This window comes from Nostoc sp. UCD121, from assembly GCF_014222285.1.
Classification (GTDB): Bacteria; Cyanobacteriota; Cyanobacteriia; order Cyanobacteriales; family Nostocaceae; genus Nostoc.
The window spans coordinates 1-13114 of record NZ_JACKZS010000211.1 but is presented as its reverse complement, the minus strand read 5'-3'; the positions used below and the strand labels follow the sequence as shown (position 1 = coordinate 13114).

General features: G+C 42.6%; 10 protein-coding genes. 7 read left to right on the top strand and 3 right to left on the bottom strand.

Features of this window, described 5'->3' with window-relative positions; translation table 11 throughout:
* The coding region (locus GNF10_RS29830) for a serine/threonine-protein kinase (RefSeq protein ID WP_260446241.1) at window positions 1-1378 on the bottom strand (1378 nt) is incomplete at its 3' end.
* Window positions 1379-1714: 336 nt separating this feature from the next.
* Here GNF10_RS29830 and eno point away from each other — a divergent pair.
* On the top strand, window positions 1715-3004 hold the full coding sequence (gene eno, locus GNF10_RS29825) for a phosphopyruvate hydratase (protein WP_185581248.1): 1290 nt from the start codon (window positions 1715-1717) through the stop codon (window positions 3002-3004).
* A 75-nt stretch (window positions 3005-3079) separates the two neighbouring features.
* Here the strand turns inward: eno and argC are convergent, their stop codons facing one another.
* On the bottom strand, window positions 3080-4138 hold the full coding sequence (gene argC / locus GNF10_RS29820; protein ID WP_185581247.1) for an N-acetyl-gamma-glutamyl-phosphate reductase: 1059 nt from the start codon (window positions 4136-4138) through the stop codon (window positions 3080-3082).
* Between the two features lie 332 nt (window positions 4139-4470).
* On the opposite strand from argC, the gene ribBA reads away from it, so the two are divergent.
* The gene (gene ribBA, locus GNF10_RS29815) at window positions 4471-6144 is read left to right on the top strand and encodes a bifunctional 3,4-dihydroxy-2-butanone-4-phosphate synthase/GTP cyclohydrolase II (RefSeq protein ID WP_185581246.1); all 1674 of its coding nucleotides are present in this window, start codon (window positions 4471-4473) and stop codon (window positions 6142-6144) included.
* Window positions 6145-6210: 66 nt separating this feature from the next.
* Here ribBA and GNF10_RS29810 read toward each other — a convergent pair whose 3' ends face one another.
* Window positions 6211-7089, bottom strand: coding sequence for a peptidoglycan recognition family protein (locus GNF10_RS29810; RefSeq protein WP_185581245.1), 879 nt, complete (start codon window positions 7087-7089; stop codon window positions 6211-6213).
* 611 nt (window positions 7090-7700) lie between these two features.
* Between GNF10_RS29810 and GNF10_RS29805 the strand changes: the two genes are divergently transcribed.
* The 5 genes from GNF10_RS29805 (at window position 7701) to GNF10_RS29785 (ending at window position 13054) form a co-directional block, all read left to right on the top strand.
* Window positions 7701-8843 carry an ATP/GTP-binding protein gene (locus GNF10_RS29805; protein WP_185581244.1) on the top strand — a complete coding sequence of 381 codons (1143 nt, stop codon included), beginning with the start codon at window positions 7701-7703 and terminating at the stop codon, window positions 8841-8843.
* Between the two features lie 2 nt (window positions 8844-8845).
* Window positions 8846-9496, top strand: a complete 651-nt coding sequence (locus GNF10_RS29800) for a DUF3226 domain-containing protein (RefSeq protein WP_185581243.1) — start codon at window positions 8846-8848, stop codon at window positions 9494-9496.
* Between the two features lie 155 nt (window positions 9497-9651).
* Window positions 9652-12246 carry a U32 family peptidase gene (locus tag GNF10_RS29795; protein WP_185581292.1) on the top strand — a complete coding sequence of 865 codons (2595 nt, stop codon included), beginning with the start codon at window positions 9652-9654 and terminating at the stop codon, window positions 12244-12246.
* Entirely contained in the window at window positions 12212-12409 is a 198-nt protein-coding gene (locus GNF10_RS29790; protein WP_185581291.1) for a hypothetical protein, read from the top strand. Before GNF10_RS29795 ends, GNF10_RS29790 begins: the two co-directional genes overlap by 35 nt.
* A gap of 93 nt (window positions 12410-12502) precedes the next feature.
* The gene (locus tag GNF10_RS29785; RefSeq protein WP_185581290.1) at window positions 12503-13054 is read left to right on the top strand and encodes a hypothetical protein; all 552 of its coding nucleotides are present in this window, start codon (window positions 12503-12505) and stop codon (window positions 13052-13054) included.
* Window positions 13055-13114: the final 60 nt, after the last annotated feature.

The following is a 13114-nucleotide window of genomic DNA, read 5'->3' as shown; positions in this document are numbered from 1 at the left end:
ATCTTAAGTCCAGAGGATTGGTTCGCGATAGCTGGTCGCGAACCAATCCCCTTTTCCACATCCCGTGAAAAGTCAGATTAGTTTTCACCATCCAAATCTGCAAGCGTTTAATATTCATTCCATCTTCTTCAAAACTGTAAACAACTTGATAGGCAGGTGTATTTGATAGTTGACTTTTACCTTCTTGAATAATTTTAATATTTGGATAAGACTGTTTGATTTCATCCAAATAAGACTTAGTAAATTGTTCTAGTTCTTTTTGAGGTTCTGGAAAATCTTGAACAATTAAATTAAGACTTTCTAAGTAGTTATCTGCATTACCTTCTTTAGGCGAAATAAATTTAACTAGATTGCCAGTAATACGGTCTGGAGTTACAGTCTTTTCCCAATCTGTAGGATATTTTATACTGATTCCATAAACGGTATTACTATAGTTTTTTAGGCTATTATTACGCGGTATTATGATAAACAAAAAGGCAATAATAGTGGCTAATGTCGCAATTCCCAAACCAATAATAGCCTTCTGCCAAATTGATTTCGCAGGACGATTAGCTGGTGTCAATTTTCCTAGTGCTTGCAACGCTTCTGTTGCCGATTGATATCTCTGTCGAAAGTCGTACTTGAGCATTTTATCTATAATCTCTGCGAACTGTTGGCTAACCTGTGCTTGGTCACGCCAGATAATTTCACCCGTCAGATTATCTTTTGGTAACTGCATAGGATTTAAATTCGTCAGAGCTTCAATACCAATGATTCCGACTGCATAAATATCACTACATAACCTGGGCTGTCCTTGATTTTGTTCACTGGGTATATAACCAGGTGTGCCAACTACAACTGTTGATATCATTTGTCCTTGAGCATTCACCGTCTGAGAACCGGTTTGTTTTACTGCTCCAAAATCAATTAGAACGATCTTCCCATCCTGTTGACGCCGCATTAAATTCGAGGGCTTAATATCTCGGTGGATAACATTATTCTGATGGAGGAATTCTAATGCCTCCAATATATCCTGTAACAAAGCAATTACCTTCTCTTGACTCCATTGTTTGTTTGGATTGATTTCATGACTCAAGTCATAACCTGCAATAAATTCCTGAACTAAATAAAACTTTTGATCTTCTTCAAAATGCGCTAGCAGGCGCGGAACCCTATCATGATTCCCTAAGCGGTTGAGTACTTTAGCTTCGGTTTCAAATAGCCGTCGGGCATGGAACAAAGTATTTAAATCTGTGGCTTTAGGTGAGAAGTGTTTCACAACACACTGGTCTTTATCAGGCAATTTCCTATCAATAGCTAGGTAAGTAGTCCCAAAACCACCTTCTCCCAGTTTGCTGATAATTTCGTAGCGCCCAGCCAGGATTTTGCCTATCATCATATTTACAAGGTATGTTTGATTAATCTGAATTTTGACACGGAATATTATTTGTCGATAGTAGAAATGATTGTAAATATTTATATAAGTAATATACTTAAAAGCCGACCTCTGCATGGTTGGTAGTGCCAAATTTTACTAAATGCTCACCATTGGCTAACAAAATGGGATAAATGGAAATGAGTCTAATCAAAAACACAAAATTAAAAATTCATTGACAAAATCTCTAGAAATATTCTTTAATCTCAGCCAATAAAGTCTCTTAACAGCATAAGCTAGCGATTGGGTTAGGCAACTGGACTAGATGCGTAACACACTCGAATAAAGGATAAAGTACAGATGAGTAAATTTTTAGACACTGCAATTGAAGCGATCGCAGCCCGTGAAATTCTTGATTCACGCGGTAGACCGACAATCGAAGCCGAAGTGCATTTAGCCAACGGTGTTGTCGGACTAGCACAGGTTCCCAGTGGTGCTTCCACAGGCACTTTTGAGGCTCACGAACTGCGTGATGGCGATAAAAGCCGTTATGGGGGCAAAGGCGTACTCAAGGCAGTACAAAACGTCAAAGAAGCGCTTGCACCAAAATTACTAGGCTTGGATGCCCTCAACCAAGAACTCCTAGATCGCACGATGATCGCTATAGATGGTTCTCCTAACAAATCCAGTTTGGGCGCGAATGCGATTTTGGGGGTTTCCCTAGCAGCAGCCAAAGCAGGTGCTGAATCTCTAGATATTCCTCTATATCGCTATTTGGGTGGCCCTTTAGCGAATTTGCTCCCAGTGCCGTTGATGAACGTGATTAACGGTGGCGCACACGCATCAAACAATGTGGATTTTCAAGAGTTTATGATTGTCCCAATTGGCGCAACTTCCTTTCGGGAAGCATTGCGCTGGGGTGCAGAGGTATTTGCTACCCTCAGTCAGGTATTAGATGAGAAGGGTTTGCTTACTGGTGTAGGCGATGAGGGCGGGTTTGCCCCGAACCTCGAATCTAATCAGGTGGCTTTGGAATTGCTGGTTGCTGCCATTAAGAAAGCTGGTTATAAGCCAGGAGAAGAAGTAGCTTTGGCTTTGGATGTGGCTGCTAGCGAATTTTACAAAAATGGCCAGTATGTTTACGATGGTAAACCTCACGCCCCGGCTGAGTTTATTGATTATTTAGGACAACTTGTTGACCAATACCCAATTGTGTCAATTGAGGATGGTTTACATGAAGAAGATTGGCAAAGTTGGCAATTGCTGACCCAGAAGTTAGGTTCGCGGGTGCAATTGGTAGGGGATGATTTGTTTGTAACGAACGCTACTCGTTTGCAAAGAGGCATTCAGGAAAAAGCCGCTAACGCCATTTTGATTAAACTCAATCAAATTGGTTCTCTCACCGAAACCTTGGAAACGATTGATTTGGCAACACGTAACAGCATCCGTTCAGTAATTAGCCATCGTTCTGGTGAAACCGAAGACACAACGATCGCTGATTTAGCTGTAGCAACCCGTGCCGGTCAAATCAAAACAGGTTCCCTCTGTCGCAGCGAACGGGTAGCTAAATATAATCGCTTGCTGCGAATTGAAGATGAACTAGGCGATCGCGCCGTTTATGCTGGTGCTGTGGGTTTAGGGCCGAAGTAGAAAATAGGGAATAGGGAATAGGGAATAGGGAATAGGTATTTCCTGTACCCTGTACCCTGTAACCTTTCCCCTAATTCAAGGATAAAACCCCAACTTGGGCAATCCCAAAGTTTCATCCCAGCCCATCATTAGGTTTAGACATTGAATCGCTTGACCAGCTTGCCCTTTAATTAGATTGTCAATTGCCGACATGACAATCACCCGACCTGTGCGCGAGTCAACTTCTACGCCGATATAACAAAGATTGCTGCCGTTAGCCCACTTGGTTTGGGGGTAAATGCCGCTACCGCAGACTTTTACCCAAGGAGAGTTGCGGTAGAAGGCTGAGAAAATTGTGATTAAGTCATCTCGCACTAGACCGGGATCGCTCATTTTGGCATATACCGTTGCCAAAATCCCGCGTACCATTGGGACAAGATGGGGTGTAAATTGGATCATGAGTTCGTGACCAGCTAAGTCACTGCAAATTTGCTCAATTTCTGGGGTATGACGGTGACGGCCGATATTGAAAGCTGCGATGGAATTATCTGCTTCAGATAGTAATAAGTTGGTTTGAGGCTGCCGTCCACTGCTAGATGTGCCAGCCTTGGCATCGATAATAGCTGTTTCTGGAACGATTAAGCCTTGCTTTAAGAGTGGCGAAAGTGCAAGGAGACTAGCAGTGGGATAGGAACCAGGACAGCCAATAAGTTGAGCTTCGGCAATGCGATCGCGATAAAGTTCTGGTAATCCATAAACTGCTGTAGCTGCAATGGTGCGATCGCTTCTCTCAATGCCATACCAATTTGTATAAGTTGTCAAATCCCTGAACCGATAGTCTGCACTCAGATCCAGCACTTTACATCCTTTTTCTAATAGTTTGGGCGCGATTTGGCAAGCCAGACCATTTGGTAAAGACAGGAAAACTACTTCACAGCGATGAGCAATTATTTCTGGTTCTACCGCTTCTATTAGCAGGTTAGTTGCATGAGCTAGATGTGGGTATAAATCCCCGAAGGATTTCCCGATACTACTCTCACCGCCTAAATAAACCAGTTCGACTTCTGGATGATCCATCAGTAGCCGTACTAACTGTATTTCGCCATAGCCCGACGCGCCAACAATCCCAACGGGTACGCGTCTAAATTTGCCCATGATCTGAAATCCTTATCCCATGAATAGTTAATTCGTTCTCAGCTATCAACAATATCAGCGACTAGACTCATCGCGTACAAAACACTTAAAACCCCTCTACTTTTTTCGGACGGAAAGTAAGAGGACGCGGCGAAGTGACAAAATATTCTATTTGTCCCCCTTATCCTGTTCATCCTTGGCTGTCGCTGCACTTTAAATCCCCATTTTGAACGGCAAAAATTTTTGCCCTGTTATCAAATCATTGCTAGTCTACTTCTCTGCCTTATAAAGGAGCTACAATCTAAAAGAAGAAATTGTAAAAAAAATTTACGTTGGTAGCTGGAAATCTTTCTGTGTCACAGCCTAATCCTACCCAAGCTTTTAAATTTGATTCGATTGATGCCGCTTTAGCAGACCTAAAAGCTGGTCGTGTAATTGTAGTGGTAGATGATGAAAATAGAGAAAATGAAGGCGACTTAATTTGTGCTGCCCAATTTGCCACACCCGACACGATTAATTTCATGGCGGTGGAAGCTAGAGGGCTGATTTGTTTGGCAATGACAGGCGATCGCTTAGACGAGCTAGACTTACCCTTGATGGTAAGCAATATTACAGATACGAACCAAACTGCCTTCACTGTTAGCATTGATGCTGGCCCAGAATTGGGTGTCACAACTGGCATCTCAGCCGAAGACCGCGCCCGCACTATCCAGGTTACTCTCAATCCAGCCGCAAAACCTACCGATTTACGTCGTCCTGGTCATATTTTCCCGATTCGGGCAAAAGCTGGGGGTGTACTCAAACGTGCAGGGCATACGGAAGCGGCTGTAGACTTATCTCGACTAGCAGGGCTGTATCCAGCCGGGGTAATTTGTGAAATTCAAAACCCCGATGGTTCAATGGCACGGTTGCAGCAATTATTTGAATATGCCAAACGTCACAATTTAAAAATAATTAGTATTGCGGATTTAATCAGTTATCGCCTACAGCACGATCGCCTGGTGTATCGTGAGGTAATTACCAAGCTGCCTAGTCAATTTGGCCAGTTTGAAATTTACGCCTACCGCCATACTCTGGATAATACAGAACATGTTGCAATTGTCAAGGGCGATCCAGATAACTTCAAAGATGAGCCAGTAATGGTGCGGATGCACTCAGAATGCTTAACTGGTGATGCTTTGGGTTCTTTGCGCTGCGATTGTCGGATGCAGTTAGAAGCTGCGCTGAAGATGATTGAGGCTGCTGGCCAAGGTGTAGTTGTATACCTGCGGCAAGAAGGACGAGGAATCGGCTTGATTAACAAGCTAAAAGCCTACTCGTTACAGGATATGGGGCTAGATACAGTTGAAGCAAACGAGCGTTTGGGATTTCCTGCTGACTTGCGAGACTACGGAATGGGCGCACAAATGCTGATGGATTTGGGCATCAAAAAGATTCGTTTAATTACCAATAATCCCCGTAAAATTGCTGGAGTTAAGGGCTATGGATTGGAAGTAGTCGATCGCGTGCCATTGTTAATTGAAGCAACCGACTACAATTCTTATTACCTAGCGACAAAGGCGAAAAAGCTGGGTCACATGCTGTTACAGACTTATCTGGTGACAGTAGCAATCCATTGGCAAGATGACCCGGAAGCTGTAACGGAACGTTATGAACGCTTAGAAAAACTGCGACATTTAGCGAAAAGTAATGATTTATTGTTGCAAGAAGAAGCGCGTCCGTTAGCGATCGCTATATTTGATGAGCCATCTTTAACAGTACACTTGGGTTTTGATCAAGCAAAAGTTGCTAGCTCTGATTGGTATCAACAAAGTGGCCATCCTTATATACAAGCTATCTTCCAAATTCTGGATAACCTCGCCACCTTGCCATACATCCAAAAACTAGAATTTCTGATTTCTTCTGGTTGCGATCCCTTGAGTAATTTACAAGTCCAACTGGATCGGCAGACATTCTCGGATGGTACACTACCTTCATCGATTAGCGATCGCCTAGAAAAGCAGCAAATCTATAGCTTTAGCAAATAGCTGCGATGATTTTCTTTTCAAGAAATCTTGTAGGGTGTGTTATCGCCTAGCGTAACGCACCACTTTTTATTTATTTACTCTATAGATTGGTCTGGTCTGACGAAAAGTATTAAGTAAGTTCAGAAATTTACTACCATCAAAATTTATTGGGTCAACTTTTTTACCAGAACGGTCTACGAGATGATGGGTAGTTATGCGATAGTCTGGAACTTGACTTTGAGCAACTAACCAAGCAAGAGATTTATATTGAGCCTCCGTGTAGCCGCTATGAGTTTGTTGGCTATTACTGTCATAACTATCTGGCGGTGTTTCTAAAGAAACGTGATAAGCAAAATTATTCACAGACGCTGGTAACTTTGGATTAGTCTGCACAGTTTCCAATCCCTGTGGACTTTCAAATACTGAGTTAGCTGCACCAAAAGCCCGCTTTTCTGGTGGTACTAGATAAACCACAGTTCCATCTAACTTGATTAAGGCGTGGTAGCTTGCTTGCACACCTTCATCACTATGGGCTACTTGAAAAAAATTAATGGCACTGGAAGCAGAATAACCAGTTTCATGGAGGACGATAATCGGTTGGTTGTTGAGAGGAACGCCGTTAGCATCTTGGGCGTAGCGTTCTCCATAGTTACTTGGATCAACCGAAGCAACTTGATAACTAGGTCTGTACTGTGCAAAAGCTTGAGTGGTGATGTACCTTGCTAAAGGCTTGTTAGTCTTGACTGGGGACTTGGGAATACGTCGAGATTTCTTCTCTGGCTCTTTCGCTGATTGCAATTGTGCCTGGGGATATTGACTCCAGGCTGTAACCTGTGGATTGGATATACGCAATGTCGTCGGATTATTGTGTAATTTTGTCGCTCGTCCAATTAGCAGCACTACAATTAGAGCCATGAACATCAGCGATATTAGTAGCACCCTAGTCGCCCAGTCTTTAAACCTCATTTTTCTAATACCCGTAAAACGGTAGATATAAACTTATAGCTAAACTGGCATATCCTTCATAGAGGCACACTTCTGTAAACCCCTACCGCTTATGGTATCCAAACGAAAATCGCTAGAATACCTTAAGTCTAGTTAAATATACGTTACTAGTATATGTTGTAATCCTAAGTAATTGTTTTAAATGCTTCCTTTGTCATGGAGCTATTTAAATGCTATCAAAACCATTGCTACTGGTGCAGGCAATAGTTGATGAATTGTGTCTCTACAATTCAAGATCGCAATCTCAAATCTAATATAGTTAGCGTTTATACTCTGCTGCGTGGTGTTCGCATAGCCACAGGTAATGTCCCTCTGGAGTCAGTTTCAGCCTGTTGACTTGGAATGGGAAAAAGTGGATGTTGAGGCATTGGGGTAAGGTGCGTAGGCATAGCCCATTGTTCGCGTGTCGCAGAGAAAAAAGATATCACGGAATTTATCTTACTTGACAAAGGCGTAGGCGTAGCCCACCGCAGGCACCGCTTGTTTTTGCTTTTTGCTCAAGTGAGAAGTGTTAAGACTGCTTATACTAAATATTAGTCATTAACTCTTTGTTGTCTCCGGCTAGCAAAATTATGTTGAAGACGATAAAAATAGATAATTTCCGTAGTTTCCAATCTTTCGAGCTTCAGCAGCTTGGTAGAATCAACTTGCTCGTTGGTAAAAACAATATCGGTAAAACATCAATACTAGAAGCTATTCAACTTTTATGCTCACGGAATAATCTTGAGCCACTACGTCAGACAATGACTAACCGGAGTGAATATTTTTTTGATGATGAACGTAGTGAGCGTAGATTAAGGTTAGGTCAAGCTCAAGACCTTGATGTTCGTCACCTTTTTTATGGTCACGAGATTGAACTGGGGAGTAAATTTTCAATAACAGGTACTAATGGGAATATTCAAGAGGAGCTTATTGTATCAATAGAAGAACGCAAAATTTCTTCAAAAGAGCCACTTAGCTCATCGCCTGAGTTTCTATATGATGAAGTCCCAGATGCATTAAAAGAACTAGATTTCAATATAAAGTGGAATTATGGGCGAGAAGAAAAGCTTTGGAGACTACCGCTATCAGTTAATGGCGGGATTTTTGTAGAAGATTATACTCGTCAATTGCGTAGAGATCCTAAAAATCCATCACCAAAAATACAATTTGTCACATCATCTTCTTTAGGAACCGAGAAGATGATTGAACTATTTGATCAGATAGTACTAACGCCTGAAGAAAAACTTGTAGAGCAGGCACTTCATAGAATAGACTCTAAAATTCAACGGATTGCTCCAGTTAGTTCTCGAAAGTCTAGGTATTCCTTAGATTCGCGGGGCGGTTTTTTTGTACTTCTTTCTGATAGTAATCAGCGTGTACCAATTGGCAGTATGGGTGATGGTATTTGGCGTATCTTAGGACTAGCACTAGCTACAGTGTGTGCTAAAGATGGATACTTATTTGTTGATGAGATTGATACTGGACTCCATTTTACGGCGATGTCTGATATGTGGGAACTGATTTGGGATACAGCCAAAAGATTAAATGTGCAAGTTTTCGCAACTACACACAATAGTGATTGTTGGACAAGTTTAGCTAGTATTGCAGAGCAAGAAGATACCACTGAGGATGGTATTAGAATTCACAGAATTGAAAAAGGCAAAGAAACAAGTGTAGTCTTCACTGAACCTCAAATTGTCATTGCTGCTGAAAGAGAAATTGAGGTACGTTAGTAATGGCAAAAAGTTATGAACCCAAGAAGCTGTTAGTAGAAGGGCCGGAAGATTTACGAGTCATACCAGAATTAATAGAAAAAAACGGAATTCGTTGGGGTAATAATAAAAGGGAAGCAATTGTATCAATACAAGATTGTGGAGGTTACGATAATATTGATGCAAACCTTATCTCTACTGAATTACAAGCATCAGGACTCACCAATTTAGGTGTGATAATAGACGCAGATGAAGATTTACCTGCACGTTGGATGAGTATAAGAAACGCTTGCTTGCCAAGTATACCTGACATTCCTAAAGAAATATCAGAGACAGGACTTATCCACGTTACAAAAAACGGAATTAAGTTTGGTATCTGGATTATGCCAGATAACCAAATGAGAGGTATGCTAGAGACGTTTTTAGCTTACATGATTAGAGATGAAGGCGAAACTATTTGGCAATATGCTCAGGAAGTAGCACAAGAAGCAAAAAACAAAGGAGCACCATTCAAAGATTCTTATCTTGATAAAGCTAAAATTTACACTTGGCTAGCATGGCAAGAAGAGCCAGGAAGACAACTTCATCAAGCTATAAAGTATGAATTTCTGAATCCTCAACATTCAAAGACGCAGACATTTCTAATATGGTTTAAAAATCTGTACAACTTATAATATTATAATATTTTGCTATTTTAAAAAAGCGATATGTTCTCTGTGAAACGCTATGTGTAGCTTGCTTCCCCGTAGGGGTAGGATGGGCTACCCCTACGCCCCTCACCCACAAACTTAGATAAAATCACTATGGTGCTACTTAAATCCCAAATCTGATGAAAAGCGATCGCCCCCAACTCTCTCTTCAACGTCCTGAACTACTTGCGCCAGCAGGTAATTGGGACTGTGCTAAAGCTGCTGTGGAAAATGGGGCAGATGCGATTTACTTCGGTTTGGATCGCTTCAATGCCAGAATGCGGGCAGAAAATTTTACTGAAGCAGACTTACCCCAATTAATGAAATTTCTGCACCGTCGCGGCGTAAAGGGTTATGTCACCGTCAACACACTCATATTTCCTAAAGAATTAGCAGAAGCGCAGCAATATCTCCGCACAATTATTGCCGCAGGCGTGGATGCCGTCATTGTTCAAGATGTCGGAATTTGTCGTCTCATCCGTCACCTCTCGCCCGATTTTCCCATCCATGCTTCTACCCAAATGACCATCACCAGTGCGGCTGGGGTGGAATTTGCCAAGTCTCTCGGCTGTCAATTAGTGGTGCTGGCGCGTGAATGTTCTCTTCAGGAAATCAATAAAATTCAGCAGCAGATTGCCCAACAAGAAACTTCGCTGCCCTTGGAAGTTTTTGTTCACGGTGCTTTGTGCGTGGCTTATTCCGGTCAGTGTTTGACTAGCGAAGCTTTAGGCGGACGTTCTGCTAACCGAGGTGAATGTGCCCAAGCTTGCCGGATGCCCTACGATTTAATCGCTGATGGGGAAGTTGTAAATTTAAAAGAACGCAAATATTTACTCAGTCCTCAAGACTTAGCAGGGTTAGATGTTTTGCCCGATTTGGTGAAATCAGGAGTAACTTGTCTCAAAATTGAAGGTCGCCTAAAAGCTCCAGAGTATGTTGCTAATGTCACCCGTGTTTATCGCCAAGCCCTAGATCGGGTGATGGAGGAGATCCCCCCTAGCCCCCCTTCAAAAGGGGGGAAAATAGCCCCCCTTGTTAAGGGTTGGGGGCATCTTCGACTTAATCAAGAACACTACAACTTAGAGATGGCATTTTCTCGCGGACTCTACACGGGTTGGTTTGGCGGGATTAATAATCAAGAATTAGTTCACGCCCGCTTTGGTAAAAAACGTGGGGTTTATTTAGGTGAAGTAACCTGCATTCACAACGAACAGGTAACAATCAAACTGGAAGCACCTGTAAAACCGGGAGATGGAATAGTATTTGACTGCGGTCATCCAGAAGCGAAGGAAGAAGGCGGCCGGGTTTATGCTGTGGTGTCCAAGGGTAAAGAAGCCATACTGACCTTTGGTCGAAATGACTTGAACCTGCGCCGAGTGCATATAGGCGATCGCATTTGGAAAACCAGCGATCCCGAACTCGATAAGCAACTGCGTCAAAGTTTTGCAGGCGAGAACCCACAATTTCAGCGTCCCATTGATGTTGAGGTTTATGGAGAAATTGGTCAGCCATTAATTGCGATCGCCCGCGATCAACTCGGTAATATTGTCCAGGTAGAATCTGCAATTTCTCTGGTGGAGGCGCACACCAAACCCTTAGATACAGAACGTTTACAAGAACAATTCGGTCGTCTCGGTAACACGCCTTTCGTTTTGGAAAAACTAACCAACCACCTCAGTAATTCCCTTATGCTGCCCGTAAGTGAGTTAAACCGGATGCGGCGGGAAATTGTGGTGCAGTTGGAAGAATTGCGAAGTCAACCTAAACGCTGGCAATTACGTTCTGATGTCTCTTTCCAAGATTTACTCCCCTCCTCATCTTCCTTATCCCTCTCCTCTCCCTCACTCATCGTCTTAGTACGAAACCTCAAGCAACTCCAAGCCGCCCTCAAAGCTGGGATTGAAACACTTTACTGTGAATTTGAAGATCCCCGCGCCTACCGAGAAGCGGTGCAAATGGTTCGCCAACAACAGCTAAAAAACAAAGCAGACAATTCTTCACTTTTAACTGATAACTCACCACTCCCCACAATCTGGGTTGCACCACCCCGAATTACTAAACCTGGAGAAAATTGGATTTTGCAGCAGGTACGTGCCTGTGAAGCAGATGGCTATCTAATACGGAACTATGACCAACTGCAATTCTTTGCTCAAGACCGTTGTATTGGAGATTTTTCGCTCAACGTTGCTAACCCCTTAACGGCAGACTACTTTCAGCAACGCTTTGCTTTAGAAAGGCTGACAGCATCTTATGACCTGAATATTACCCAACTGCAAGACCTGCTCACCAGTTGTCCACCCCAGTGGTTTGAGGTGACAATCCATCAACATATACCGATGTTCCACATGGAACACTGCGTATTCTGTGCTTTTCTATCGACAGGTACAGATCATACTAACTGTGGGCGACCTTGTGAAAAGCAGGAAGTCAAATTAAAAGATCGTGTAGGCAGCGAACATATCCTCAAGGCGGATGTAGGTTGCCGCAACACTGTATTTAACGGCACTGCCCAGACTGGAGCAGAGTACGTACAGCGTCTGATAGACCTTGGATTACGTCACTTTCGTATCGAGTTTGTAAATGAAACCCCTGATCAAGTGACTAAAATAATACATCGCTATCGTCAATTATTGCAAGGTGAAATTACAGGTTCTCAACTGTGGCGCGAGTTGAAGTTGCAAAATCAATTGGGCGTAACTCGTGGCCCTATGGGAGTATCTGCATTGCGCTCATAATTCATTTTCTAAACACCCAGCTTGGGAAAGTGTTTTAGAAGCATTTAATATTTCTGCACAAACCCTAAATCCATGTCGTTACCATAGTATTGATGAGCAGCAAATACAGTTAATTAGCGTGGAGGAATATCTCAAGCCGACGCTGTATCAACCAGGAAGTTAAACATCAGACTATTGAATAGATTCGCATCGTTGCCATTAAAGTTTAAATTGTGCGAATTTTTACTAATGCCTTAATTCCGAATTAGTATCAGCTATGCATATACCTAAATTGTGCGATGCCTGCGGCGGGCTGCACCAACGCCAGACATCATTGTCATTACTACTAACCATTGCCCTCACCACTTTACTAATCCCGTCGCCCTCGCCAGCACAAACCCGCCTGATACCGTCGCCTTCGAGTGCGCCTTTAGAACTAGATTTATTGACCAAGCCAAAAGCCTATGTAATCACAGCTAACACAATTCATCCACAAGGATTAACTGTTCCGAGTTTATGGTGGGCACAACAAAACTCTGAGAGAAAGCTATTGGATAATTGGATAGCATATCCAGCTTCTGATAAAGAACCTGCACGAGTAGACTTGATCGTAAATCAGCAAATTTGGAGCTTACTAGAGTATATAGAGCGCTACGACTTTGTAAATCGCTTGGGTAGCGCTGCACGAAACTTTGGTTACAATGTCCGGGTATTTAACTATCAAAAGGAACCCTTAGCAACTTACACTTGCAACTTTAGTACAAGTCCAGCTTTATGCAGTATCCAAACAACTGTTAAGAACAAGATAGGCTTACAGCGTTCACTCTAGACAATTAGGGAGTGGGGAGTGGGGAGATGAGGCAATATGGTTGGGATAACAGGGGAGGCT

Coding starts and splice junctions, on each gene's coding strand:
- eno (WP_185581248.1), top strand. CDS start 1,715: ATGAGTAAATTTTTAGACACTGCAATTGAAGCGATCGCAGCCCGTGAA.
- argC (WP_185581247.1), bottom strand. CDS start 4,138: ATGGGCAAATTTAGACGCGTACCCGTTGGGATTGTTGGCGCGTCGGGC.
- GNF10_RS29810 (WP_185581245.1), bottom strand. CDS start 7,089: ATGAGGTTTAAAGACTGGGCGACTAGGGTGCTACTAATATCGCTGATG.
- GNF10_RS29805 (WP_185581244.1), top strand. CDS start 7,701: ATGTTGAAGACGATAAAAATAGATAATTTCCGTAGTTTCCAATCTTTC.
- GNF10_RS29800 (WP_185581243.1), top strand. CDS start 8,846: ATGGCAAAAAGTTATGAACCCAAGAAGCTGTTAGTAGAAGGGCCGGAA.
- GNF10_RS29795 (WP_185581292.1), top strand. CDS start 9,652: ATGAAAAGCGATCGCCCCCAACTCTCTCTTCAACGTCCTGAACTACTT.
- GNF10_RS29785 (WP_185581290.1), top strand. CDS start 12,503: ATGCATATACCTAAATTGTGCGATGCCTGCGGCGGGCTGCACCAACGC.